This is a genomic window from Undibacterium sp. Rencai35W, assembly GCF_049340185.1.
Taxonomy (GTDB): domain Bacteria; phylum Pseudomonadota; class Gammaproteobacteria; order Burkholderiales; family Burkholderiaceae_D; genus Undibacterium.
Map to the genome: position 1 here is coordinate 337,392 of NZ_JBMPPC010000002.1, position 24,877 is coordinate 362,268.

Annotated in this window: 23 protein-coding genes; 11 read left to right on the forward strand and 12 right to left on the reverse strand. The window is 50.6% G+C overall.

Annotated features, from left to right (window positions below):
• Positions 1-69: 69 nt before the first annotated feature.
• The 7 genes from ACO0K3_RS05495 to ACO0K3_RS05525 form a co-directional block, all read right to left on the reverse strand.
• Positions 70-369 carry a hypothetical protein gene (locus tag ACO0K3_RS05495; RefSeq protein WP_422982656.1) on the reverse strand — a complete coding sequence of 100 codons (300 nt, stop codon included), beginning with the start codon at positions 367-369 and terminating at the stop codon, positions 70-72.
• 36 nt (positions 370-405) lie between these two features.
• The gene (locus tag ACO0K3_RS05500) at positions 406-528 is read right to left on the reverse strand and encodes a hypothetical protein (protein ID WP_422961061.1); all 123 of its coding nucleotides are present in this window, start codon (positions 526-528) and stop codon (positions 406-408) included.
• Positions 529-722: 194 nt separating this feature from the next.
• Complete coding sequence (gene pgi, locus ACO0K3_RS05505; RefSeq protein ID WP_422982658.1) at positions 723-2,369, reverse strand: glucose-6-phosphate isomerase; 1,647 nt, start codon at positions 2,367-2,369, stop codon at positions 723-725.
• A gap of 97 nt (positions 2,370-2,466) precedes the next feature.
• Positions 2,467-3,255: a 16S rRNA (adenine(1518)-N(6)/adenine(1519)-N(6))-dimethyltransferase RsmA gene (gene rsmA, locus ACO0K3_RS05510; protein WP_422982660.1), complete on the reverse strand. Its 789-nt coding sequence runs from the start codon at positions 3,253-3,255 to the stop codon at positions 2,467-2,469.
• 155 nt (positions 3,256-3,410) lie between these two features.
• Complete coding sequence (pdxA, locus tag ACO0K3_RS05515; protein ID WP_422982662.1) at positions 3,411-4,472, reverse strand: 4-hydroxythreonine-4-phosphate dehydrogenase PdxA; 1,062 nt, start codon at positions 4,470-4,472, stop codon at positions 3,411-3,413.
• Positions 4,469-5,854, reverse strand: coding sequence for a peptidylprolyl isomerase (locus tag ACO0K3_RS05520; protein ID WP_422982664.1), 1,386 nt, complete (start codon positions 5,852-5,854; stop codon positions 4,469-4,471). The genes pdxA and ACO0K3_RS05520 overlap by 4 nt, the downstream gene beginning before the upstream one ends.
• 141 nt (positions 5,855-5,995) lie before the next feature.
• Positions 5,996-8,287 (reverse strand): LPS-assembly protein LptD, encoded by a 2,292-nt coding sequence (locus ACO0K3_RS05525; protein ID WP_422982666.1) that lies wholly within the window; start codon positions 8,285-8,287, stop codon positions 5,996-5,998.
• A 301-nt stretch (positions 8,288-8,588) separates the two neighbouring features.
• Here ACO0K3_RS05525 and ACO0K3_RS05530 point away from each other — a divergent pair, with 301 nt between their 5' ends.
• From ACO0K3_RS05530 to ACO0K3_RS05545, 4 genes are all read left to right on the forward strand, one after another.
• Positions 8,589-9,611: an aminoglycoside phosphotransferase family protein gene (locus ACO0K3_RS05530; RefSeq protein ID WP_422982668.1), complete on the forward strand. Its 1,023-nt coding sequence runs from the start codon at positions 8,589-8,591 to the stop codon at positions 9,609-9,611.
• Positions 9,612-9,777: 166 nt separating this feature from the next.
• Positions 9,778-10,506, forward strand: a complete 729-nt coding sequence (gene murU / locus ACO0K3_RS05535) for an N-acetylmuramate alpha-1-phosphate uridylyltransferase MurU (protein ID WP_422982670.1) — start codon at positions 9,778-9,780, stop codon at positions 10,504-10,506.
• A gap of 22 nt (positions 10,507-10,528) precedes the next feature.
• Positions 10,529-11,899 carry an aminopeptidase P N-terminal domain-containing protein gene (locus tag ACO0K3_RS05540; RefSeq protein ID WP_422982672.1) on the forward strand — a complete coding sequence of 457 codons (1,371 nt, stop codon included), beginning with the start codon at positions 10,529-10,531 and terminating at the stop codon, positions 11,897-11,899.
• Positions 11,896-13,107, forward strand: a complete 1,212-nt coding sequence (locus tag ACO0K3_RS05545; protein WP_422982674.1) for an FAD-dependent monooxygenase — start codon at positions 11,896-11,898, stop codon at positions 13,105-13,107. The genes ACO0K3_RS05540 and ACO0K3_RS05545 overlap by 4 nt, the downstream gene beginning before the upstream one ends.
• Before the next feature lie 239 nt (positions 13,108-13,346).
• Here ACO0K3_RS05545 and ACO0K3_RS05550 read toward each other — a convergent pair whose 3' ends face one another.
• On the reverse strand, positions 13,347-13,802 hold the full coding sequence (locus ACO0K3_RS05550) for an Lrp/AsnC family transcriptional regulator (protein ID WP_422961051.1): 456 nt from the start codon (positions 13,800-13,802) through the stop codon (positions 13,347-13,349).
• A gap of 231 nt (positions 13,803-14,033) precedes the next feature.
• Here ACO0K3_RS05550 and ACO0K3_RS05555 point away from each other — a divergent pair, with 231 nt between their 5' ends.
• From ACO0K3_RS05555 to ACO0K3_RS05575, 5 genes are all read left to right on the forward strand, one after another.
• Complete coding sequence (locus tag ACO0K3_RS05555; protein WP_422982676.1) at positions 14,034-15,107, forward strand: ornithine cyclodeaminase; 1,074 nt, start codon at positions 14,034-14,036, stop codon at positions 15,105-15,107.
• Positions 15,108-15,125: 18 nt separating this feature from the next.
• Positions 15,126-16,037 carry an arginase gene (rocF, locus tag ACO0K3_RS05560; RefSeq protein WP_422982678.1) on the forward strand — a complete coding sequence of 304 codons (912 nt, stop codon included), beginning with the start codon at positions 15,126-15,128 and terminating at the stop codon, positions 16,035-16,037.
• A 251-nt stretch (positions 16,038-16,288) separates the two neighbouring features.
• Entirely contained in the window at positions 16,289-17,824 is a 1,536-nt protein-coding gene (locus tag ACO0K3_RS05565; RefSeq protein ID WP_422982680.1) for a serine/threonine protein kinase, read from the forward strand.
• 118 nt (positions 17,825-17,942) lie between these two features.
• The gene (locus ACO0K3_RS05570) at positions 17,943-18,314 is read left to right on the forward strand and encodes a TssQ family T6SS-associated lipoprotein (protein WP_422982682.1); all 372 of its coding nucleotides are present in this window, start codon (positions 17,943-17,945) and stop codon (positions 18,312-18,314) included.
• Positions 18,315-18,380: 66 nt separating this feature from the next.
• Positions 18,381-19,121 carry a hypothetical protein gene (locus ACO0K3_RS05575; RefSeq protein ID WP_422982684.1) on the forward strand — a complete coding sequence of 247 codons (741 nt, stop codon included), beginning with the start codon at positions 18,381-18,383 and terminating at the stop codon, positions 19,119-19,121.
• Positions 19,122-19,233: 112 nt separating this feature from the next.
• On the opposite strand, the gene ACO0K3_RS05580 is transcribed toward ACO0K3_RS05575, so the two are convergent.
• The 4 genes from ACO0K3_RS05580 to ACO0K3_RS05595 form a co-directional block, all read right to left on the reverse strand.
• A complete protein-coding gene (locus tag ACO0K3_RS05580) occupies positions 19,234-20,679 on the reverse strand; it encodes an NAD(P)(+) transhydrogenase (Re/Si-specific) subunit beta (RefSeq protein ID WP_422982686.1) in 1,446 nt (481 codons plus the stop codon).
• A complete protein-coding gene (locus ACO0K3_RS05585) occupies positions 20,679-21,002 on the reverse strand; it encodes an NAD(P) transhydrogenase subunit alpha (RefSeq protein ID WP_422982688.1) in 324 nt (107 codons plus the stop codon). The genes ACO0K3_RS05580 and ACO0K3_RS05585 overlap by 1 nt, the downstream gene beginning before the upstream one ends.
• A 53-nt stretch (positions 21,003-21,055) precedes the next feature.
• Entirely contained in the window at positions 21,056-21,418 is a 363-nt protein-coding gene (panD, locus tag ACO0K3_RS05590) for an aspartate 1-decarboxylase (protein ID WP_422982690.1), read from the reverse strand.
• 95 nt (positions 21,419-21,513) lie between these two features.
• The gene (locus tag ACO0K3_RS05595) at positions 21,514-22,629 is read right to left on the reverse strand and encodes a Re/Si-specific NAD(P)(+) transhydrogenase subunit alpha (protein WP_422982692.1); all 1,116 of its coding nucleotides are present in this window, start codon (positions 22,627-22,629) and stop codon (positions 21,514-21,516) included.
• A gap of 479 nt (positions 22,630-23,108) precedes the next feature.
• Between ACO0K3_RS05595 and ACO0K3_RS05600 the strand changes: the two genes are divergently transcribed.
• Together ACO0K3_RS05600 and mnmA are read left to right on the forward strand one after the other, a co-directional pair.
• Positions 23,109-23,615, forward strand: a complete 507-nt coding sequence (locus ACO0K3_RS05600; RefSeq protein ID WP_422982694.1) for an NUDIX hydrolase — start codon at positions 23,109-23,111, stop codon at positions 23,613-23,615.
• A gap of 39 nt (positions 23,616-23,654) precedes the next feature.
• Positions 23,655-24,755, forward strand: coding sequence for a tRNA 2-thiouridine(34) synthase MnmA (gene mnmA / locus ACO0K3_RS05605; RefSeq protein ID WP_422982696.1), 1,101 nt, complete (start codon positions 23,655-23,657; stop codon positions 24,753-24,755).
• Positions 24,756-24,877: the final 122 nt, after the last annotated feature.

Here is a 24,877-nt window from a genome sequence, read left to right on the forward strand (position 1 = left end):
AATAAAAAAGGAGCCGTCTGGCTCCTTTTTTATTATTCATACATTATTCTGACCGGATCAAAACATCATTCACGAATGAGATTCACGCATGCTGTGTGATGATTTATCGATTGAAGCGTGTTGAGACTCTTGAGAATGTTGAGAATGGTGTTCTTCGGTTTTGATCTCTGCCTGCTTGTTGGCAATGGCATATCCTGTCGCCACCGGCAGGACAAAATATAAAAACCAGTGATCCAGCAATGCCAGGAACATCATGCCGTAAGAATCATCATAAGAAGCATGCCCGCTCTCGATGCCCTTCAAAGTAACGACAATAAAGAGCAAGGCGAGCATCAGATAATTAAAATGAATGGAGGTTGCGGCTTTCATTTTTCGGCGCTCAAAGTCAATAATTAAATTTGCAATTCAGGGTTGGTGATCGGAAACTTGCTCAGACTGCTGCTCTGCGATTTTATTCATGACTTTGACCAGACCGACAAGACCAGCGATTAAAGCAACGGTTAATACACCGATAATTCCGTCTAACATGATAACTCCAATCAGGAAAATATTTCCATAAACCAATAATTTCTACAGGTAAATTATATGGATATTTTCCCGAAGGAAACACCTAGATTGTGTCAAATGTTGTTAAATCTTTTTACGTTTTAAATTAGACGATGTTGTGATGACTTGTCACTATGTTTTATTGTTGTGGTCAACACTGATGACCCAACAATAAATCAGACATGCCCGTGACGGCGGAAATACGCGATCAAGCCACTGGTCGACGTATCGAGTTGTGCGTCATAAGCCTGATCACCCTTGATCGCTGGCAGTAAGCGATTCGCCAGTTGTTTACCCAGCTCGACCCCCCACTGATCGAAGGAATTGATTCCCCAGATCACACCCTGTACAAACACTTTGTGCTCATACAGGGCAAGCAACATACCGAGCTGGAAAGGGTCAAGATTTGGCATCAGGATCGTTGTCGACGGTTGATTACCTGCAAATACTTTATGCGGCAACAAGGCGGCAATTTTTGCCTCGCTCAATCCTGCCGCAGATAATTCCGCCCTCGCCTGCTGTTCGGTTTTGCCAAACGCCAGCGCCGCGCTTTGCGCAAGACAATTTGCCAGCAAAGGTGCCTGATGCCCGGGCAAGGGATAATCGCTAGACGCCGCCACTACGAAGTCACAAGGGATCAGCCAGCCACCCTGATGCAATAATTGGAAAAAAGCATGTTGACCGTTGACGCCGATTTCACCCCAGACAATCGGGTTGGCACGGCAGGTCAGCGGCTCGCCATCACGGCCAACCGTTTTGCCATTCGACTCCATCTCCAATTGCTGCAAGAACGCAGGCAAATGACGGATCGATTCGTTATACGGCAAGATCGCGGTAGTTTCAGCCCCTAAGAAATTGGTATTCCAGATCGAAATCAAAGCCAGCAACACCGGCAAATTATGCTCCAGCGGCGCACTGCAGAAATGCTGATCCATGGTCTCAGCCCCCTCCAGCAGGCGCTCAAACCCATTCATGCCGATCGCCAGCGCAACTGATAATCCAACCGCCGACCACAAAGAATAACGCCCGCCGACCCAGTCCCAGATTTGTAAAATATTGGCATCGGGAATACCGAATTCATGCGCTTTATCCGGGCTGGATGTGACCGCAATAAAGTGCTTGGCAACCGCCCATTCCTCCATCGCCGCCGCCATCAGCCAGGTACGTGCGGTATGGGCGTTGATGCTAGTTTCCTGCGTGGTGAAGGTTTTAGAGGCCACAATAAACAAGGTCGTACGCGGATCAAGTTTTTCGAGCAGCGGCGCGAGATGGGCACTATCCAGATTCGACACGTAGTAAAAAGTCAGGCCGGGATGCTGTAGCGCAGACAGCGCGCGGGTTGCCAGTTTAGGTCCGAGATCCGAGCCGCCGATACCGATATTCACCACGTTCTGGATCGCATCGCCTTTAAAGCCGCGCCACAGGCCACTGCGCACACGCTCAACGATATCGCGCATCTGCTTGCGTACACCGCGCACCAAGGGCATTACATCATTTTCAGCGGAAGGAAATGGGGTAAAAGTCGTATGACGAAGTGCCGTGTGCAAGACTGCACGATCTTCGCTGAAATTGATTTTTTCACCAGCAAACATACGGTCACGCCAATTCTCAACCTTGGCAAGCCGGGCTAGCTCGATCAGGCTTTGCAACGCTTCTGCATCAATTCTTTGCTTGGAATAATCGACCAGCAAGCCATCCAGCTCGGCAGAAAAATGCTGAAAGCGCGCCGGGTCTGCCGCGAATAAATCACGCAAATGCAGTGCATCGAGTCTGGCCTTATGGCCCAGTAATGTCTGCCATTCTGAAGTACGGGTGATATCCATATTGACCTAACTTATACGAGATGCGTTAAACGGTATGCGTTAATTGGAAGCAGATTTGGAAGCAGATATTATCAAGATACGGCAAGTTACTGCCCCCTTATACGCCAGATATTTGCTTCTCTAACAAACGTGCCAGCGCCACGTAGTGTTCGAGAGAGATGGTCTCGGGGCGCATTTGCGGATTGACTCCGGTGTCAATTAACTGTTGCTCAGTAAACATGCCGGCAACGCAGTTGCGTACCACTTTACGCCGTTGAGAAAACGCTTTGGTCACAACCTGTTCCAGCATTTTGACATTGCATTCCAGAGGCGCTGCTTTAGGAATCATACGCACAATCGCGGAGTCCACTTTAGGCGGCGGATCGAATGCCGTTGGCGGCACAACAAATAATAAGTCCATGTGATAGCGCCATTGCAACATCACCGATAAACGACCATAGGCTTTGCTACCGGGCTCGGCAACCATGCGCTCAACCACTTCTTTTTGCAGCATGAAATGCTGATCTTCCACCAGCGGAGCAATCTCGGCCAGATGAAATAATAAGGGGCTGGAAATGTTGTACGGAAGATTACCGACGACACGTAATTTTTTACCGGCAGAGACCGGAATCGTGGAAAAATCAAACTGCAAGGCATCGCCCTCATGGATGATCAATTTAGCCGGGTCGAAGGTTTTCTTCAGGCGTGCGACCAGATCGCGGTCCAGTTCAACGACGTGCAACTGGCTTAAACCATCAAGCAATAATTTCGTCATCGCCGCCAGGCCGGGGCCAATCTCGACCATGGTTTGGTCAGGCTGGGGTTTGATCGCATTGGTGATGTCACCGAGGACAAGCTGGTCCGTCAAAAAATTCTGACCGAAGCGCTTACGGGGTATGTGTTTCATAGTATGTCGATAGGTTGAATGTCACGATTGTAAAACATACGTGAGCTATTGCATGGGCAATCAGTGCAGAATCCTCAGCAGCTGTTGCAAATGATGTTATTCAGGGAATAATCTGGGTATGGGCAATAAACTTCAGGCAAAGCTGCCGTTTATTTCTATACCAGTGTCTGCGCTGCTGTGTTTGCAGCTGCCTTTGCCATCGTATTTACCATATCGGCAGCAACGCGAACCGCAACCAGCATACTACCGACATCCGCATGTCCTACGCCCTGCGCAGCCAAATCCAGCGCGGTGCCATGATCGACCGAAGTGCGTATCAGAGGCAACCCCAGAGTGATATTCACCCCCATGCCAAAGCTTGCATGCTTCAGCACTGGCAAGCCCTGATCGTGATACATCGCCAGCACGCAATCTGCTTCTTGCAGATATTTTTGCTGAAACAAAGTATCCGCCGGATACGGTCCCCGGACATCCATCCCCAGAGTTTGCGCCTGCTGGATAACCGGAATGATCACGTCAATTTCTTCTCGTCCGAGATATCCATTTTCACCTGCGTGTGGATTCAGACCAGTGACCAGTATTTTCGGCTGCGGCAGACCAAATTTAGTCTGCAGATCGCGATGAATAATCTGGATGGTAGTCAGTAAATGGGTAGGCACGATTGCTGCAGCGACATCTTTGAGCGGCAGATGGGTTGTTGCCAGTGCCACCCGCAGAGGCTGCGGTAAGTGGGTAGACGCTTCGCAAGCCAGCATCATGACGACCTGAGCGGTCTGGGTTTTTTCTGCGAAATATTCGGTATGTCCGCTGAACAGTACACCGGCATCATTGATCGTACTTTTTTGCAAGGGAGCGGTAACGATGGCATCACACCAGCCTTGCTGCACACTTTCAATCGCCACATCCAGGGTATGCAAAACGGAGCGGCCGTTGCGCGCATCTAACTGACCCGCGATCACATGTGCGGCCAGCGGACAATCAATCACCGTGATCTGATCCGCACCGCAGCCGGGCAAGCCGCCGTAACGCAGCGCTTCCAGAGAAACGCCCATTAGTTTTATATCAGGATCAATCTCGCCAGCCAGCATTGCCAGATAGGCGGCATCTCCGATCAGGACGGGACGGATTTCGTGACGTAATTGCCATGCAGCGCGGAGTGAGATTTCCGGGCCTATGCCGGCGGGTTCCCCCACCGTGATGGCAATTTTCTTACTCAATTATCGTCCAGGCGGAACTCGACATACGCGCGATCACGCAATTGACGCAACCAGTCTTGCAAGGCTTCATCCGCTTTACGATCACGCACGGCCTGGCGGGCAACCAGACGCTGACGCTCTTTGGAAACGTCATCGGCTTTACGCTCGGTGACCTGAATCAGATGCAGGCCAAACGAAGATTCAACCGGTTCGCTGACCTCATTGATCGCGAGTTTATTCATCGCCTGTTCAAATTCCGGTACGGTATCGCCAGGATAAATCCAGCCAAGATCACCGCCCTTAGACGCCGTCGCATCGTTCGAGAACAACTTCGCCAGCTCCTCAAATGTGGCGGCCTTATTGTCGAGACGCTGTTTCAATTCGACCAGCTTGCGGCGCGCTTCAGCCGCAGTCACGATCTGGCTAGGCTTGATCAGGATATGGCGTACATGCGTTTGCTGGACGACGGTACCGTCGGCTTTGGTTTTCGCGATATCACGTTTGCCAGTTAGTTTCAGGATGTGGAAGCCATTTGGACTACGTACGATTTCCGTGACTTCGCCGACTTTGATTTTATTCAGGGAATCGATAAACAATTGTGGCAAACGATCCTGCTCACGCCAGCCGATATCGCCGCCTTTGATGCCCTCAGTGGCATCAGAATAGGTCACAGCGAGTTTGGCAAAATCTTCACCTGCACGCAGTTTTTTCGCTACTTCTTCGGCGCGCAAACGACGCTGATTGATTTGCTCAGCAGAAGCGTTTTCCGGGATCAGAACCAGAATATGCGACAAGCTCAATTCTTGCGGAACTTTGCCCGGTGCGGCTTCTATCGCGAGATAGTTATCGACCTCTGATTCGGATACCTGGATTTTGCTATCGACTTCGCGTTCGCGTATGCGCTGCATCATGATGTCGTCACGGACCTCTTCGCGGAAACGCGCATAAGACGTGCCTTCGCGTTCGACCTGATTACGGAATTCCTGTATCGACATTTTGTTTTGTTCAGCCAGACGCATCATGGCGCGATCTAACATGATGTCGTCAACACGCATACCGTTCTCTTTTGCCAATTGCAATTGAGCGCGATCAACGATCATGCGCTCAAGCAATTGCTTTTGCAGATCTGCACGGTTTGGCAAGGCGGTACCTTGCGCGGCGAGCCGCTTCTCAACTGAACGCAGACGCTCGCTCAACTCCTGGCTGGTGATCACATCCTCGTTCACAACCACAACGATCTTATTGACCAGTTGTCCTTTTTCATTCGGGTTGTTCGCTTGATTCACCGGCAGAATCGGCGCGATCGGGGAAATCGCTGGTGCCACTTTTTGCGCCCACACCGGAGCGGCGGTGACCATCGTGACTGAAACAGCCAAAGCAGAGAGAAGAGTACGTTGTGTCATGTGCAAGTTGTGTCGCATAGTGATCCAAATTCATATTAAAACTGACAGAAAATCGCACGTCTTGTGCGCCGCCTGCCACTACTTACCGCTGCCTCGCGCTTAAAAAACATTAAGCGAATTAAGCAAAAGCTGAAATATACGCTAATTTATCGGCTGATAACCTGAAATATTCTTTTTCAGGACCTCTATAGGGTTCGATCCCAATCTCGCCAGTCCGTTCAATTCCAACTGAATAAAAAACGCCGTTGTACTCGCCAGTGTCGTCGTAGAAAAACGTTGACCGACCATGCGGAATGACCAGCAATTGCAAGGATCTTTGTATTCAAAACCCGCCAGACCATCAACGAGTTTTTTATCTGGCAGGGAATAATTACTTCTGCCCACCACAAACCAGCGATTCGCGATCGGCAGTTGGGTAGATAAATCAAGCTGCTCCAGGCTGTCGCGCTGATAGCGGTATTCGAGATTCAGTACCGTTTGCTGAGCGGGTTGCCAGCGTATGCCGTAATTCGAGCGCACCGAATGCCGGTCTGTCTGACTGATCTGCAAAGCGGTATCTGCACTGATCTTGTCAGAGATTTTGCCCGAGGCGGCCAGTAACAAATCGGAACGGCTCTGGCTATTGCTGGTGCTATCGAGTGCGACCTTCTGGGTATTGAAGTAGAAACGCTGGCCAATCGCTACTTTGAAACGCTCTTCGCCATTGCCCTCAATAAAACGTGAAATCAATGCGGCAGTAATCTGATTCGCATCACCGATACGATCTTGTCCGGTAAAACGGTTTTCGCTAAAAATCTGGGCGAAGTTGAAATCGGCAGCAGCGCTGTCAAAATTCGGAAACTGGCTTTGATCGCGATAGGGCGTATTGACGTAAAACAGGCGCGGCTCCAGCGTCTGCGTCACCGGCCTGCCCAGCAGACTCGACTGGCGCTCGAATACCAGTCCGCTATCGACCGAGAAGGTTGGCAGTGTCCGATGAAAATCGGTGTCCTGGCCGACGCCTGGATTGGTCAGGTGGTAATTGCTGGCATTGATCGAGAGTTTAGGCACGATAAAAAAACCAGGCTGGACAATAGGATAGGAGATCTGCGGATTAATCACGGCACGATCACCACGTACCAAAGTCGGATGCCAGAAGCGCGTAACGATCGTATCAACCGACCAGTCAAATCCCAACACGTCATGTTGTTCTGCATGCAAATTCAATTGCGGCAAACGGTCATAGGGACGCGTAATCGGCGCCGTCAAATCCTGCAAGACCTGATAATTCGATGCCCGTAAGGCAGCGTAACCTAGCCAGCCAGAGTAAGTCAGGCTCACATCCCGCAGTAATAAACGCTGAGCCGTTTTGGTAATCGAACTCGAAAAATCACTGGCATAGTCATCGTCAGACGCCGTGTTCACATTCCAGGCGAAGTCGAGTTGCGGCAACAATTTTTGTTGATGCACCGATGCCAGCGCATAACGATTGGTACCTGTCTGACGATCATTCGCCAGACCCTCTATCGTGGTAGTACCAGAAAAATCATCATCCAGGTAACGCGCCTCGGCTCCCAGTTGCAAACCGCGCCGGGTAATCAGCTTGGGATACAGAGTCAAATCCCGGTTTGGCGCAATATTGAAATAGTAAGGCAAAGTCAGTTCCGGACCACCTTTGGATGATCCGCCCCAGATCGGTGGCAACAAGCCAGAATGACGCGCGCCAGACAAAGGGAACGTCAGTGACGGAGTCGCCAGAATCGGTACACCTTTGAAATACACGATCGTTTTGCCCGCGATACCGCGATCCAGCCCAGTATCGAGCTTCAGTGTGTCTGACTGTAAATACCAGTCAGGATCATCACTGCTACACGTGCTGTAGGTGCCGTTAATTACCGTCGATTGCTCGTCATTCTCAAACTCAATGCGCTCTGCTTTACCCTGGGCATTACTTCTGGTTAATTTATATTTAGGCTTCAACACAAATCCGATACCGGAATCGAGCTGCAATCGCATTGCCTCGCCAGTGTAGTTATCACCGCCTTTTTGCATGCGCACCTTGCCCGTCGCTTTAACTTCGTCGTCGAGGTTGGTATAGGTCGCCTTATCCGCATTCAGTTTGGTGTCGCCGCGAGTCACCTCGACATCGTCGTCAAAATCGACATAACGCTCAGGGCGTCCCGATATTTTTTCCGCACGCAATACCGTGGGCTGCTCTTTATCCCCTTTGATCACGACCTCGGACGGTTTGCTGCTGTTGACCGGCGCGTCAGAGGCAGCAGCGACAGGCGCTGAAGCGGGACTTGTACTGACGGAGTTGACTGGCGCACTGGTTGCTGGCGTTTGAATGACGGCCTGTGCAATAGCGTGGAGCGGAAACAGTGCCGACACAGCAATCGCAGAGATAGTAGGAAACAAATGCTGTGGGTGAGATAATACGGGTTTCCGGCGCATGTAATGTGAGTTCTAAGGAGCTTGTTTGGTGTTTATACGGATGAACACAAGCAGTCAGGTTTGCAACATTATCATCGCAAACTCTTTGCTACTACTTAGCAGTAATGCACCGCTGTAATCGTGTCGCACCCGAAATCAATCGCCTATTATAGGGGAAATGGCCGAAACCTCCGCAGATTGTGCTGCCAAGATCTGCTTAGCTGATAAAAGTCAGCAGAGCTAAGGCTATTCATACTCACTTTGTATTCGCTTTGTATTCAAACTGCATTCAATAATTATCTAAAATTTACTCAATTCCACCATGTCTACAAGCTCTGAAAACCAACGCATGTCCGATATTCATACCTGGCTTGCCAGTATTGACAATCCCGGCCTGAACGTTGACAGCCTGCGCCCGGCCTCCGCTGATGCCAGTTTCCGCCGTTATTTCCGCATTGACGGTCTGGATGGCAAAACTTATATCGTCATGGATGCGCCACAGCCAGCCGAAGACGTGCGCCCTTTTATTAGCATTGCAGAATTATTGACTAAAATGAACTTGTCTGTTCCAGACATTCTTGCTCAAGATACAGAACAAGGCCTGCTGCTTTTGACCGATCTAGGAACCACAACGTATTTCAATGCGCTGAATCACGACACCGCACATAAGCTGTACATGGATGCCGTCGACAGCCTGATTTTGCTGCAAACCCAAAGCCAGCCGGACGTATTACCCGAGTACGACAGAGAATTCATGCTGCGCGAGCTGATGATTTTCCCGGAATGGTACATCGCCAAACATCTGGGTGTGACCCTGAGCGCGGCACAGACAGAGAGCCTGCACAAAGTATTTGACGCGCTGCTGGCTAATATCATGGCGCAGCCGCAAGTCTATGTCCATCGCGACTACCACTCACGCAATCTGATGGTGCTGGACAAAGGTAACCCGGGGATACTGGATTTCCAGGGCGCACTGTACGGACCGCTGACCTACGATCTGGTCTCGCTGTTACGCGATGCCTACGTGCAGTGGGATGAAGAAATGGTGCTGGACTGGGCCATCCGTTACTGGGAAAAAGCCCGCCGCGCCGGATTGCCGGTCAACACCGATGTCGACAGTTTCTACCGTGACTTTGAGTTCATGGGACTGCAACGTCACCTGAAAGTATTGGGCATCTTTGCGCGCCTGTCGCACCGCGATGGCAAGGACAATTATCTGGCCGATATGCCACTGGTGATGGACTATGTCCGCAAAACCGCGAATCGCTACCATGTGTTAATCCCCCTGCTGCGTCTGCTTGATGAAATTCAGGAGACAGCGCCGACATTCGGCTATACGTTTTAAATCCAGCAGATCAAAGTACCCAGACAAGACTGACGCGAAATTGTTACCGCAAGCACAATGACAAAGTCAATGCGACCAGAGCGGTTTTGCGCAGTCACAGTCCAATTTATATCGCAGCAATTTGCCCGAAGCTACGTCACTTGTTACCACAATAGATTACACGCCCATGAAAGCCATGTTACTAGCAGCAGGTCGCGGCGAGCGCATGCGACCACTGACCGACACCTGTCCTAAACCTTTACTCAAAGTGCGGGGGCGTCCACTGATCGTCTGGCATATCCTGAACCTGGTAAAAGCCGGGATCACCGAGATTGTCATCAACCATGCGCATCTGGGTCAGATGATTGTTGATGCCATCGGCGACGGCAGCAAGTTTGGTGCACACGTCACGTACTCAGCCGAGACAACGGCGCTTGAGACGGCAGGCGGTATTGCGCAAGCCCTGCACCTGCTCGGCGACGAGCCGTTTCTGGTGGTGTCATCGGATATCTATATTCCCCATTTCAACTTCGAGGAATGTAAAAACACGCTGGAGGACAATGATATGTGGGGTAATCCGCATCCGCTGGACCAGCGCGATGTCGCCTGGCTATACATGGTCAAAAATCCTGACTTTCATCCCGAAGGCGATTTCGCGATGAACCTGATGGGCTTGTCGAATGACAGTACCGAGGGTTCGACACGATATACATTCGGAAATATCGGCGTCTACCGGCCGGAGATTTTTGCCGGCATCAAACCCGGCAGTCATGCCAAACTAGGACCTCTCTTGCGCGAAATCGCGGATAAGGGGCAGCTCGGCGGCGAACTGTATCGCGGCGACTGGCACAACCTCGGCACGCCAGAACAACTCGCAGCCTTGAATGCTCCGCTCAACCCACAAGCCCGTATTTAGCCGAATCGATGGAGATCTGCCAATGAGTTCTTCTACTTGTTTTAGTAATTTCGCTGACTTCACTCATTATCAAACACGTCGCCAGCAAGTGCTGGAACAGATGCAGGCACAAGGTGGCGGTATTGCGATTATCCCTACCGCGTATGAGATGACGCGTAACAGCGATAATTTTTTTCCGTTCCGACATGATAGTTACTTCTACTATTTATCTGGCTTCACTGAGCCGGAAGCCGTCATTGTATTGATTGCGAATGCCAGCGAGCAGCGCAGTATCCTGTTTTGTCGTGAAAAAAATCCTGAGCGCGAAATCTGGGAAGGCTTTCGCTTTGGCCCGACAGCGGCAAGAGAACACTTTGGCTTCGACAGCGCGTTTGCAATCGATACGCTCACTAGCACAATGCCGGATTTGCTCGGCGATGCGCGCACACTGTTTTATAGCACTGGTCGCGATCCGCAACTCGATGCCCGCCTGCACGGCTGGATGGAGGCAGTGCGTGCCAGATCCCGCAGCGGCATCAGCGCCCCGGCGACAACTGTCGACATACGCGAGCTGCTGGATGAAATGCGCCTGCGCAAAGATACGTCCGAAATCGCCCTGATGCAAAAAGCCGCCAGCATCTCGGGTATCGCCCACACAAGAGCGATGCAGATCGCTTTGCCCGGCCGCTACGAATATGAACTCGAAGCAGAACTACTACATGAGTTCCGCCGCCAGGGTTCGCAAGCGCCTGCGTATGGATCCATTGTGGCAACCGGTGCCAACGCCTGCATCCTGCATTACAGCAGTAATAATGCCCAAATCAACGATGGTGATCTGATATTGATTGATGCAGGCTGCGAATACGACAGCTATGCATCTGACATCACACGTACCTTTCCTGCCAACGGCAAGTTCAGCGAAGCACAAAAAACCCTGTATGACATCGTCCTCGCCTCCCAACAAGCGGCACTGGATTGCGCCCGTCCCGGCTCACGCTATATGGACGGTCATCACGCCGCAGTGCGTGTGCTGACCCAGGGCATGCTCGATACCGGACTACTTGATAAAAATAAAACCGGCAATCTCGATGAAGCGATTGCCAGCGGGGCTTTCCGCCAATTTTATATGCACGGAACAGGTCATTGGCTAGGACTCGATGTCCATGATACAGGCTCTTATCGCGAAACAAAAAAAGTGGACGATGAAAAACCGTATCGCAAGTTAGAAGCCGGCATGGTCATTACGATAGAACCCGGCATCTACGTCCGCCCTGCCGAAGATGTGCCAGAACAATTCTGGAACATCGGCATCCGCATAGAAGACGATATACTGATCACAGCAGACGGGCATCTGAATCTGAGCCGGGACACACCAAAAACCGTCGCCGACATTGAAAACGTAATGAAGCGATGAACTTAGCAGACAAAACAGATACGACGAGTGCAGCAAACCCGGGCGATTTCAACATCGCTATCTGTGGCGCAGGCCCTGTCGGGCAAACACTTGCCCTGCTACTGTGCAAACAAGGCGTCGCACCCGAGAGCATCGTTTTGTTTGATGCCAAAACCAGTAGTCAGGCTGAGCAGGATGTGCGTTCGATTGCCTTATCCTATGGCAGTCAGCAGATACTCAGCAATGCTAGCGCATGGCCAGTCAAAGCGACCAACATCCAGCAAATCCACGTCTCCCGGCGAGGTCACCTGGGCCGCAGTCTGATCGACTGCAAGGATTACCAGATCCCGGCACTGGGCTATGTCGCCCGCTATGGTGACATCATGATGCCATTGCAGCGTGCTCTCGCACAAAGCGGCATTCACATCCAGCGCCCCGTCAAAGTAAGCGCGTTAGAAGAAACCGAAGATAGAGTCACGCTGCGCTTGCAGGGTGGCAGCGCCATTACTGCCGGTGTTGTGGTGCAGGCGGAGGGGGGCAGCTTTGCCGATCAGAGACAAAAAACGCAGCATCACGATTACCAGCAAACCGCCATCATTTCTCACATTACGGTCAGCCAGCCCGTCGCTCAGCGCGCATTTGAACGTTTTACCGGACAGGGGCCGCTGGCGTTACTGCCGCAAGAAGATGGCTATGCCTTGGTATGGTGCGTACGTCCCATGGTGGCAGAACAGCTTTTAGTATTGGATGATGTCGCGTTTAAACAGGCTCTGCAACACGCATTTGGCGAGCGCCTCGGCACCATCCTTACCATCTCAGTGCGTCATTCCTATCCGTTGGGCCTCAATGCCCAGGCGCATGCTACCAGACGCACGGTAACGATCGGCAATGCAGCGCAAACCTTGCATCCCGTCGCAGGTCAGGGATTGAATCTGGGCTTGCGTGATGCCAGCATAATGGCCCCGCTTTTAGCAAATTGTATGCCTCTAACAATGCTGCAAGCGGCGTCCGGTGATCTGCTTAGCACGCAATTGCAGTTATTTCTTCAGCAACGGCGAACTGACCGCCAGACCACGATCAGGCTCACCGATACCATGGCGAGAATCTTCGCCAGCGCCCCGGATGGTGCACTGACGCAATCGATGTTGGGCCTGGGTTTGGGTCTTCTGGACATCATCAAACCAGCAAAAAAAATCCTGGCAGAGCAGATGATGTTTGGCTGGCGCTAGAGAAAAATCTAGCCAAAATCAGGCAAAACCGGCCTGTGGCAACAACTACGGCGCCCGCAAATCCGGTCAGCAGAGGAGCTGACTAACCGGCAGCGTCAACAACCTGCGCCAACAATAAAATTATTAGCCAAATTGGGGGGGTATATTAAAAAATAGGCTTTAATCCGCTGAAATTTAAAGGGGATTAAAAATATACTCATAGCAGTATATAGATGCAACGAGCATCAAAACGTCGCGATTCAAACGATAGGTAAACTACTCACTGGCTTGATTTCCTCCATACAAATCATCGAACGCAACGACGCTACCCCCGGCACCTGCATCAAACGATCCGTCAAGAACTGCGACAAACTTTTCAGATCAGGTGCGACTACCTTCAGGATGTAATCGAAATCGCCGGTAATCGTATGGCACTCGATAATGTCCGGGAAGGCCATGATATTGCGCTCCACCTCGCGCACATTACGAAACTGCTCCCTATCCAGCGACAAATTCACAAAAGCCGTAACGCCAAGGCCAATCGCCTCGGCCGACACCTGCGCAACATAGCCGCGGATCACCTTCTTCTCCTCAAGCGTACGGACCCGCCGCAGTGTTTGCGGCGGTGATAAATGGATATGCTCTGCCAGTTGCAGATTACTCATGCGACCATCATCCTGGAGATGCTTCAAAATACTGCGATCATAGTTATCCATATCATCCTCAAAAATTTAATAATTTTATGATTTAATTAAATTTAGAAACTAAAATCATTAAATCAATCTAATTGGAAATTATATTTCATTAAATCTGTTTTATATATTCCATTTAGAAATCTAATTTCCGGCCGATTCGCTACAATTTATAGCAGAACATCTAGCGATTCAGGCGTACAAATTCTCTTGAATCCGTTCTGGCACTACCCCCAAAAATCAACGGAGAACATCATGGTGACCTTCATCGGCACACAGGAAATGCAAACCCACCTGAAAAAAGTCAGCGTAGAAACAGCGATTGCACGCTTAGCTGACATGATCAAGGAAGATTATTTACGCTGGAATCAATTCGACAAATGCGCACGCGTTGCCAGCCACTCAGATGTTGGTGTAATCGAATTAATGCCCATCTCTGACGGTACTCAATATTCATTCAAATACGTCAACGGACATCCAAAAAATACACAAGAAGGCTTGCTGACGGTGACAGCATTCGGTGTATTGGCAGATGTGGATACAGGTTATCCCAAGCTTTTGTCGGAATTAACATTGACTACCGCCATCCGGACTGCTGCCACCTCGGTACTCGCCGCAAAATACATGGCGCGACCAAACAGCCGCAGCATGGCCCTGATCGGCAATGGTGCGCAAAGCGAATTCCAGGCAATCGCCTTCCATTGCATCCTTGGCATACAAGAATTGCGCGTGTATGACGTCGATCCGGCTGCCACCGATAAATTGATCAAGAACCTGCGCGCGTATCCAAATTTGCGTATCATTCGCGCTGGGTCTACAGCAGAGGCTGTCAAAGGTGCAGATATCGTCACGACAGTGACCGCGGATAAAACCAATGCGCTGATTTTGCTGCCGGACATGATAGGCGATGGCGTGCATATCAACGGTGTTGGCGGCGATTGCCCCGGCAAGACAGAATTGCATGCCGATATTCTGAAAAACGCCAACGTTGTTGTCGAATACGAGCCGCAAAGCCGCATCGAAGGTGAGCTGCAACAGATGCCAGCAGATTTTGCTGTCACTGAATTATGGCAAATATTAGAAGGTCGCGTAGCGGGACGTCACAACGAAAAACAGGTCACCGTATTTGATTCCGTTGGCTTTGCTTTAGAAGATTTTTCCGCAATGCGTTATCTGGAAAAATACGTGATGCAAAAGAGTTCGCCTATTCTGGATCTGGTACCCGAGTTACTCAATCCTAAAGATTTGTTTGGTATGGCCGTGGATGAAAAATCAACCACCATATCAGCCACCATTGCAACAGAAACAGCAGTACCGATAAACGCTTAAATTTTAACAAATAACCGAATGAAAACCATTTCCTTAATTGGAGCTCCAACCGATGTTGGGGCAAGTGTCAAAGGTGCAGGTATGGGTCCCGACGCGTTGCGCGTCGCTGGTTTAGTAGAAGCTCTGGAGGCCAGGCAATTACGCGTCGTTGATCGCGGCAATTTGCATGGCCCTGCCAATCCCTGGCAACAACCGGTAAATGGTTTGCGTCATTTGAAAGAAGCGATTGACTGGAATCAGGCCGTATTTGATGCCGTCGATCAGGCGCTTAACGATGGTCACATGCCCATGATGCTGGGCGGCGACCATTGTCTGGCAATCGGCTCGATCAGCGCGATTGCCAAACACTGCAAGAAGAACGGTAAAAAACTCCGTGTCCTGTGGTTTGACGCTCACGCCGACAGCAACTTGTCGACGATTAGTCCGACCGGCAACATCCATGGGATGCCTGTCGCCTGCCTGATGGGCCATGGTCCTGAGCAATTAATTCATTATGCTGGCCACTCACCGGCAATGTCACCTGACCAGATTCGCATGATCGGCATACGCAGTGTGGATGCAGGCGAGAAAAAATTCATTCACGAAATGGGCATGCAGGTATTTGATATGCGCTACATCGATGAACACGGTATGCGCAGCGTCATGAATAGCGCACTTGAAGGTATCGATGACAACACGCATCTGCATGTGAGCTTCGATATGGACTGCCTCGATCCCGATATTGCTCCTGGTGTGGGAACTGCGGTATTGGGCGGCCCGACTTATCGTGAAGCCCAATTGTGCATGGAAATGATCGCTGACAGCGGCCACCTCGCCTCGCTCGATCTGGTAGAACTGAATCCCGCTCTTGATATACGTAACCAGACTGCGGTATTAGCCGTTGATCTGATTGAAAGTCTGTTCGGCAAATCTACGCTGGTCAGAATGTAATGCGAAATCGGGTGTAGCAAGACCCTGCAAATTTTCGCAGAATGATCACGAAAATTTTACGAATAAGCAGAGTTAGCCGCATGTTACTGCATGCGGCTTTTTTTATTCGTCCTGGTCTGTTGCTGCATGAAGTTTTGATCGATGACACGCAGATCGCAAAAAGTTTCAGAAGCTTACAAATTAAGCCACAAATCTCCGGCATATTTCGCTTCATCGCTGGAAGTAAAGTTGTTTTAGCGTTATGCTAAGGCATGACCGCCGACACGCTACGCACCCACCTGCCGCATACCAATCCAGTCCCCAAAGGGCGTATTGGCCGCTTCGTATATGAGAGTGAAATCGGACAGGGCTCGGTTGGTATTGTGTATCTGTTTCGCGATCCATTGATCGGCCGCAAAGTTGCGATCAAGATTCTGAATCCGCAATTACCTTCAAATCAACGTCAGTTATTTGAAAAGCATTTTATTCAGGAGGCGCGAGCTGCCGGTCGCCTGAATCACCCAAATATCGTGACCGTCTATGACGCCGATAAAGAAGGCGATTTACTGTATATCGTCATGGAATATCTCGAAGGAAAAGAGCTACGTGATTTAATGATGGGAGGCCATCAATTCAGCTACAAACAGATTGCTGACATGATCGCCCGCACCGCCAATGCGCTGGATTATGCGCATGAGCATGGTGTAATCCATCGCGATATCAAACCTGCCAATATATTTATCACCGGCACTGCGACACCGAAGGTACTGGATTTCGGCATTGCCAGTGCCTCTCGTCAGTTGTCCGATGGCGATGCAACACTGGGGCAAGATCATTTATCTGAACAACGCTTACTAGGCACACCCAACTACATGTCACCGGAGCAGACGCGCGGAGAATTAGTGGATGCGCGCACGGATATTTTTTCTCTAGGCGTTGTTCTGTACCAACTGCTGTGTGGTCAGTTGCCGTTTAAGGGCGATAGCATCAAGCAGATTTTGCATGCGATTGCACATGATCCGGCGATCCCGCCACAAGAAATACGCGCCGACGTTCCTTTGCGTCTGGCACGGATTGCTGCCAAAGCATTGGCTAAAAAACCGGCAGACCGTTACACCCGCGCCTCGGACATGGCGAACGATTTAAACCGTTTTTTATCCAAAGAAAGAGCTGAACGCATCATCGCCAAAATTCAGCAGCCCTCGACAGAAAAAGATGTCGCCGCCGCCGATGCAACAGGTGACAGGCGCAGAAAAAGTGATCAGAAAAAATGGGGCATCAATCATCTGTTGATCGCTGCCGGATTATCCGTGGTGATCGCGGTAGGCGCCTGGTCTTGGATGCACCCGGCTCCGCAAACGCTGGCTCCCGTTATTGTCCAGAGCGAGGTAAGTAACCCGTCGCCCGCAGCACCGCCCGCAGAAAAAACCTCTGCCGTTCCGGCCAGCAGCTCGGTCAAAGAAGGTTCTGAAGAAATCGTCAATTTGCCACTGGCAGCGACCACAACACCGGAAAAAAACAATAAAACGGATCCGGCAACGGCTAAGTCTCAGCAAAAACCCAAGGCATCCGCAGCTACGGTTGCGCTACCACCAGTACCAGTCGTGCTCGGCGCAGTACAACTTGCCGTCTCCCCATGGGGTGAGGTGTATGTGGACGGAGAAGCCAAAGGGGTAGCACCGCCACTCACCAAATTAAATCTGGCAGTGGGTAAGCATAAAATTGAGTTCCGCAATGGCGACGATAGCTATACCGTCAACATCGAAGTCAGTGCAGATAAGGAGAATAAAGTTGGCCACAGATTTTAAGCAGTCATTACTGCATACAACAACACCTGATACCCACACGGATACCCACAGTCCGGATTCATCCGAAAAACTATCCGGCAAGCGGATAAGTCAAGGGTCAAACGCCTTGACTGGCATAATGAGTGCACTCGGATTAGCACTCGTTCTGGCAGGCTGCGCCGCACCGGAAGCACAAGTCGGACTGTCAGACCTGTCCGCCCGCCCCGGTGAAAAAGCCCTGCTATCCGGCATCCGTTCTTATGAAGATGCCCAATATGCCGAAGCGGAAAAATCGTTGACGCTGGCACTCGGCTCTGGCTTTACCGTTAAAAAAGATGCCGCGCTTGCGCACAAATATCTGGCATTTATTTTTTGCACCAGCGCACGGATTGACGCATGCAAACAGGCGTTCCGCTCAGCACGTATGGCGGATCCGGGATTTGAGCTCACTAAAAGTGAAGTAGGCCATCCGCAATGGGGGCCTGTCTATAAACAAGTCATGGCTGAATAAACTCAGACCAGATCCGCTCTCAGCTTCCTTCTCACATCCTCTGCCACAGATACTGTCCGGACACTCATGATACGCAGCCTGCTGAAATGGCTGGTGATTGCCAGCCTTGTTTTGTTAGGCGTTTCGCTATGGCGTATGCATGCCTTGCCACCGGCGACGGAACTCTCTTCGTCATTGCTTGAAGAGCCTATTCAAACACCGCTAAAACAAGCGGCGTTTTCCGTAGAATCACATGGCATCACTTATCAGGTCCAGCCGCTTTATCACTATGATTTAACAGGTCTGGTCGTCAGCAAACATGATGCCAACACCTGGTGGGATTACTTGCATCGCGAGTGGAATGATAGCCTGAATATTGTTGATCTCTGCGTCGTCTGGGGTAATAACGTCCGCAGCGGTTCATACGCAGATATCAATTTCTCCAGTGGTCAGTTCACCTGCAATTTCAGTACGAATTCGAATGAGGCGTTTGCGGCTTTCGATCAGACGGCAATTTCAAATAATCATCTGCTAACCGATAATCCGCAACTCGCCAAGCTCATGCGCAGCGTGCAAGTAGGCGACCAGATTCATTTTCGCGGCCAGCTTGCGGAGTACTCACATCATCACGGTTTTGCATTTAAGCGCGGCACCAGCATCACCCGCACAGACACCGGCAACGGCGCTTGCGAAACGGTATTTATTGAAAGTTTTGATATCCTCAGAACAGGCGGAAAACCCTGGCGCAGCCTGTGCTGGATCGCGGGATTGATGCTGCTCTTCAGCCTAATTGCGTGGTTTATGCAACCTGTCAGATTTAATGATTAAGTAATTACATACAGATCTCTTGATGTCTGCATGCCGGGTGCAATAAACAGAGCCGTAATAAAAAACCACCCTGATGTTGAGGGTGGTTTTTTGTTTGGCCTGAAGCTAGTCGCTATTCAACTGCTTTCACCATATCTTCGATCACTTTTTTCGCGTCGCCGAACACCATCATGGTTTTATCCATGTAGAACAATTCATTGTCCAGACCAGCATAACCCGAGGCCATGGAGCGCTTGTTGACGATGACAGTTTTCGCTTTGTAAGCTTCGAGAATCGGCATGCCGGCGATCGGTGATTTGGGATCTTTGGCCGCTGGATTGACCACGTCATTCGCACCCAATACCAGCACCACATCGGCCTGACCAAATTCGCTGTTGATATCTTCCATCTCAAAAACCTGGTCATACGGTACTTCGGCTTCTGCCAGTAAGACGTTCATGTGACCAGGCATACGCCCTGCCACGGGATGGATTGCATATTTGACGGTGATCCCTTTGTGTGTGAGTTTTTCAGTTAATTCTTTCAGCGCATGTTGAGCACGTGCCACCGCCAAACCATAGCCCGGAACGATGATGACCGTCTCCGCATTACCCAACAAGAAAGCAACGTCGTCGGCAGAACCGGACTTCACGTTACGCTGCGCCTGCCCAGCCGCTGCCGCTTCAGTCGGCGTACCGCCGAAACCACCCAGCAAGACATTAAAGAAAGACCGGTTCATCGCCTTACACATAATGTAAGACAGGATCGCTCCCGAGGAACCCACCAGAGAGCCCGCGATAATCAGCATCGAATTATTCAGCGAAAAACCGATACCCGCTGCCGCCCAGCCCGAATAACTATTCAGCATCGACACGACGACCGGCATATCCGCGCCACCGATAGGGATGATGATCAATACGCCAAGGATAAAAGCAATGGCTGTCATCAAGACAAATGGCAACCATGCCGGCGCATTACCTGGCGCGAAACAAAAAATCAGCCCCAGACCAAGCATCGCAATCGCCAGTATCAGGTTCAGAAAATGCTGGCCCTGAAAACTGACCGGTGCGCCCTGAAACAAACGGAATTTGTATTTACCCGACAATTTACCGAACGCAATCACCGAACCCGAGAACGTAATCGCACCGACAAACGTACCGATAAACAATTCCAGACGGTTACCAAAAGGAATTGCCGCGTCGCGCGTGGTGATATTAAAAATCCATGGTTCAGCCACTACCGACACCGCAATACACACCGCTGCCAGACCGATCAGCGAATGCATCGCAGCGACCAGCTCAGGCATCTTGGTCATCTCAACACGCTTCGCCAGGGTTGCACCAATACCACCACCGACGACGACACCAAGAATGACCAGTCCATAACCGAGGCCAGAGCCAGCTGATTCATTTTTTAGCTTAACGATCAGCGCAACCGTGGTGGCAACCGCAATTGCCATACCGATCATGCCGAAAGCATTACCACGTCGTGCCGTCGACGGATGCGACAAGCCCTTGAGCGCCTGAATGAAACACACCGAGGCGATCAGGTACAACATCGTAACCAGATTCATACTCATTATTTGTGCTCCTTAGCGCTGTTTGCATTGGCCTTGGTTTCTTTTTTCTTGAACATTTCCAGCATACGCTGGGTGACCAGAAACCCGCCGAATACATTGACCGCCGCCAGTGCAACTGCCGCTGTGCCCATGACTTGTGCCAGCAGACCTTCGGTCAGTCCGGCAGCTAGCATCGCGCCAACAATAATGATGGCGGAGATAGCATTGGTCACAGCCATTAACGGTGTGTGCAATGCCGGTGTAACCGTCCAGACCACGTGGTAACCGACATAAATCGCCAGTACAAAAATGATCAGGTTGGTGAGGGTGTGACTAACTTCCATGATGTCCTCTCTTTTCTTTATTTGGGTGAGACATGCAAAGTAAACCGTCGGGATTAATATTCTTTAAGACTGGTAATTTGATTCTTGCCATCGACGAAAACGACTTTCGGCTTAAAGTTACTCGCCTCTTCATCACTCATCGGAGCATAAGTGCAGATGATCATCAAATCACCGAGTTGTACCCGACGCGCTGCTGCGCCGTTCAACGAGATTTCTCCGCTCCCACGTTTGCCTTTAATGACATAGGTAGAGAAGCGTTCGCCGTTGTTAACGTTATAAAGCTCAATCTGTTCGTGCTCCTTGATATCGGCAGCATCGAGCAGATTTTCATCAATACCACACGAACCTTCGTAGTGGAGATCGCACTGGGTCACAGATGCGCGATGAATTTTGGCGCGGAGCATATTTCTTTGCATGGTCGTTCTTCTTTCAATTACATTTACTAAAAAATTCTGGCTAAATTTCTTTAGCTGCACTACGTCACATAATGACCGCTGACGAATGTCTGGTCTTATTTTCGTAAAACTTCACCGCCTGCGCACACCAGAGTCGCGACGACGATTTCATCGTCTTTATTGATCGCCAGAGCGGCGTCTTTATCGATGATCAGTTTTAAAAAATCCAGTACGTTGCGGGCATATAAGGCAGATGCATCAGCCGCAACCAGCGTGGCCAGATTAGGTTCACCGATAATATGCACGCCGTATTTGGTGACGGTTTTATTCAGTTCGGACAATGGACAATTGCCACCTTGCTCGACCGCCATATCGACAATCACGGAACCGGGCTTCATTGCTTTGACCGTGTCTTCGGAAATCAAAACCGGTGCCTTGCGGCCAGGGATCAGCGCCGTCGTGATGATGATATCGGCTTGCTTGGCGCGCTCATGCACCAGCGCCGCCTGACGTTCCATCCATGCGGCGGGCATCGAACGGGCATAGCCGCCGGCGCCTTTAGCGATTTCGCGCTCTTCATCCGTCTCGTAAGGGACGTCGATAAATTTTGCCCCCAGAGATTCAACTTGCTCTTTCACCGGCGGGCGTACATCCGATGCCTCAATCACGGCTCCCAGACGTTTTGCCGTCGCGATTGCCTGCAAACCCGCAACGCCAACGCCCATGATCAGGACGCGAGCGGCTTTGACGGTTCCGGCAGCGGTCATCAGCATGGGCATAAAGCGCTGATAGGTATTCGCGGCCAGCATGACTGCTTTGTAGCCAGCGATATTTGCTTGTGAAGAGAGCACGTCCAGCGACTGTGCACGGGTAATGCGCGGTGCTGCCTCAAGTGCGAACGCAGAAATACCGTGTGCCGCCATCGCTGCAATATTCTCTGTATCAAACGGATTGAGCATGCCGACCAGCACCGTACCGGATTTGATCATGGCACGTTCATCTGCACTTGGCGCCCTGACTTTCAGCACCAGTTCGGCACCAAACGCTTCAGCCGCAGTACCGATCTGCGCACCTGCTGCCTGATAAGCTTCGTCCGTGATACTGGCTGCAATACCGGCACCGGATTGCACGATGACCTGATGTTTGGCCGTCACATATTTTTTAATGGTCTCTGGGGTCGCCGCTACACGCGTCTCGCCCGGCCGTGACTCGGCGGGGATGCCGATTCTCATAGGTTTGCTCCTTGGTTGCTTGTTTTAAATTAGTCGCACGGGCTCAAGACTCGACCCTCAATAATTTTTTATCAGACTATGCAAAATTCAGGCAATTCCAGACCTCGCGGTGCTTGCTCCAGCCGCCGGAATCCTTACCCGAATCTTACATTTGATATTCGACAACGATATTACACGCAAAATGTTTTTTAGCACAACCGTTCTATTTTCTGCTTTTTCTAGCAAAGACTGCCTTGTATTTGCACCAATAGCGGGCAAATTGCGTTTGCTACACTAGCATGAAAACCCGCTTGAAATAAGGCTTTATCCATAAAACAGCCAAATTTAATACGTCTTTTCCGGCAAAACTGTTTGCTGTTAATTCATCATGAAAACTGCCCATAGATAAAATTCGCATTAGCTAATTCGGCATCAGATTTGCTGCTTTGCCACACAATATTTGATGGCAAAGTAAAATACCGGACTTATTGAAAGAAGCTATGTCCACAATTTGGAAACCCTCGGTCACAGTTGCTGCCATTATTGCGCGTGACGACCGATTTTTAATGATAGAAGAAGAGACCGAAGACGGCGTAAGGATCAACCAGCCGGCCGGTCATCTTGATCCAGACGAAACCCTGCAACAAGCTGTGAGCCGTGAAACGCTGGAAGAAACCGCACACGATTTCACGCCGACAGAGTTAATCGGGACGTATCTGTCACGCTATGTGTCGCCAAAAACTGGCGAACAGGTGACCTATTTGCGCTTTGCTTTTAGCGGCGAGTTGGGGCGACTGTATCAGCGCGCGCTGGATCATGGAATTTTGCGTACGGTCTGGATGAGTCATGCAGAATTGCTCGCATCACAGGAGCGCCATCGCAGCCCTCTGGTGATGCAATGTGTGAACGACTATCTGGCAGGTCAACGTGCGCCGCTGTCGCTGCTCTACACGCATCCGTCTGCATTAGACATCAGCACCACGAAACCCGATTCTGAGCATAATTAAGCAAGACCACGAATAAGAAATAAGAAAGAGAAGTACAGCATGGCAAAGAAACGCGTAGTAATAGGCATGTCCGGTGGCGTTGACTCCTCCGTCTCCGCATGGCTGCTCAAAGAACAGGGTTATGAAGTCATCGGTCTCTTCATGAAGAACTGGGAAGATGACGATGACTCAGAATATTGCTCGACCCGCGAAGACTGGATTGATGCCGTCAGCGTGGCTGACGTGGTCGGCGTCGATATCGAAGCAGTGAATTTTGCGGCGGAGTATAAAGACCGCGTATTCGCCGAGTTCCTGCGCGAATATCAGGCAGGTCGCACCCCGAATCCGGACGTGCTGTGCAACGCAGAAATTAAGTTCAAAGCCTTTCTCGACCATGCGATGAAGCTCGGTGCCGATTACATTGCCACTGGTCATTACGCACGCGTTCGTGAGGTCAACGGTGAATTCCAGTTACTCAAAGCCCTCGACGCTAGCAAAGATCAAAGCTATTTCCTGCATCGCCTTAATCAGGCGCAATTATGCAAGACACTCTTCCCATTAGGTGAAATCCAAAAAACTGACGTGCGCAAAATTGCAGAACAACTGCAACTGCCGAATGCCAAGAAAAAAGATTCCACCGGCATCTGCTTTATCGGCGAACGTCCTTTCCGTGAATTTTTAAACCGTTATCTGTCGTATCAACCCGGCGACATGAAAACACCGGAAGGCGAGACCGTCGGCCAACATGTCGGCTTGAGTTTTTATACTTTGGGTCAGCGTAAAGGGATAGGTATCGGCGGCATAAAATCACACCAAAATGCCGATGGCAGCAGCGATGCCTGGTATGTCGCTAAAAAAGATATCGCTAGCAATACGCTGTACGTCGTGCAAGGTCATAATCATCCATGGTTGCTGTCCTCCGCATTAGAAGCCGGACAAAATAGCTGGATCGCCGGACGGGCACCAGACCAGATCCAGCTTTCGGCAAAAACTCGCTACCGCCAGGCAGACATCGCCTGCGCGCTACAAACACAAAGCGACAGCTTCGCCTTACATTTCGACGTCGCCCAATGGGCGGTAACGCCAGGTCAATCGGCGGTTTTATATGCTGGCGATGTGTGTCTGGGTGGCGGGATTATCAGTGGTGCGACGGCAAGCTAGGCAGCGAGTTAAATGCATGGGTTATGCCGCTCATGGCGAGCTGGCATGCTTGTTTCTTTTGACACGCACCGGCACTTTTTCGCTATAGTGCCGCATCTCAAAAAAATCAGCTTGCTCGTATG

Bases quoted from the DNA above. Each gene is read 5' to 3' on its own strand.
- ACO0K3_RS05540 (WP_422982672.1), top strand. From the start codon at position 10,529: ATGAGTTCTTCTACTTGTTTTAGTAATTTCGCTGACTTCACTCATTAT.
- ACO0K3_RS05570 (WP_422982682.1), top strand. From the start codon at position 17,943: ATGAGTGCACTCGGATTAGCACTCGTTCTGGCAGGCTGCGCCGCACCG.
- ACO0K3_RS05595 (WP_422982692.1), bottom strand. From the start codon at position 22,629: ATGAGAATCGGCATCCCCGCCGAGTCACGGCCGGGCGAGACGCGTGTA.
- murU (WP_422982670.1), top strand. From the start codon at position 9,778: ATGAAAGCCATGTTACTAGCAGCAGGTCGCGGCGAGCGCATGCGACCA.
- ACO0K3_RS05555 (WP_422982676.1), top strand. From the start codon at position 14,034: ATGGTGACCTTCATCGGCACACAGGAAATGCAAACCCACCTGAAAAAA.
- mnmA (WP_422982696.1), top strand. From the start codon at position 23,655: ATGGCAAAGAAACGCGTAGTAATAGGCATGTCCGGTGGCGTTGACTCC.
- ACO0K3_RS05585 (WP_422982688.1), bottom strand. From the start codon at position 21,002: ATGGAAGTTAGTCACACCCTCACCAACCTGATCATTTTTGTACTGGCG.
- ACO0K3_RS05545 (WP_422982674.1), top strand. From the start codon at position 11,896: ATGAACTTAGCAGACAAAACAGATACGACGAGTGCAGCAAACCCGGGC.
- ACO0K3_RS05500 (WP_422961061.1), bottom strand. From the start codon at position 528: ATGTTAGACGGAATTATCGGTGTATTAACCGTTGCTTTAATCGCTGGT.
- ACO0K3_RS05525 (WP_422982666.1), bottom strand. From the start codon at position 8,287: ATGCGCCGGAAACCCGTATTATCTCACCCACAGCATTTGTTTCCTACT.
- ACO0K3_RS05530 (WP_422982668.1), top strand. From the start codon at position 8,589: ATGTCTACAAGCTCTGAAAACCAACGCATGTCCGATATTCATACCTGG.
- ACO0K3_RS05575 (WP_422982684.1), top strand. From the start codon at position 18,381: ATGATACGCAGCCTGCTGAAATGGCTGGTGATTGCCAGCCTTGTTTTG.
- ACO0K3_RS05580 (WP_422982686.1), bottom strand. From the start codon at position 20,679: ATGAGTATGAATCTGGTTACGATGTTGTACCTGATCGCCTCGGTGTGT.
- ACO0K3_RS05495 (WP_422982656.1), bottom strand. From the start codon at position 369: ATGAAAGCCGCAACCTCCATTCATTTTAATTATCTGATGCTCGCCTTG.
- ACO0K3_RS05550 (WP_422961051.1), bottom strand. From the start codon at position 13,802: ATGGATAACTATGATCGCAGTATTTTGAAGCATCTCCAGGATGATGGT.
- ACO0K3_RS05565 (WP_422982680.1), top strand. From the start codon at position 16,289: ATGACCGCCGACACGCTACGCACCCACCTGCCGCATACCAATCCAGTC.
- panD (WP_422982690.1), bottom strand. From the start codon at position 21,418: ATGCAAAGAAATATGCTCCGCGCCAAAATTCATCGCGCATCTGTGACC.
- rsmA (WP_422982660.1), bottom strand. From the start codon at position 3,255: ATGAAACACATACCCCGTAAGCGCTTCGGTCAGAATTTTTTGACGGAC.
- ACO0K3_RS05520 (WP_422982664.1), bottom strand. From the start codon at position 5,854: ATGACACAACGTACTCTTCTCTCTGCTTTGGCTGTTTCAGTCACGATG.
- pgi (WP_422982658.1), bottom strand. From the start codon at position 2,369: ATGGATATCACCCGTACTTCAGAATGGCAGACATTACTGGGCCATAAG.
- rocF (WP_422982678.1), top strand. From the start codon at position 15,126: ATGAAAACCATTTCCTTAATTGGAGCTCCAACCGATGTTGGGGCAAGT.
- ACO0K3_RS05600 (WP_422982694.1), top strand. From the start codon at position 23,109: ATGTCCACAATTTGGAAACCCTCGGTCACAGTTGCTGCCATTATTGCG.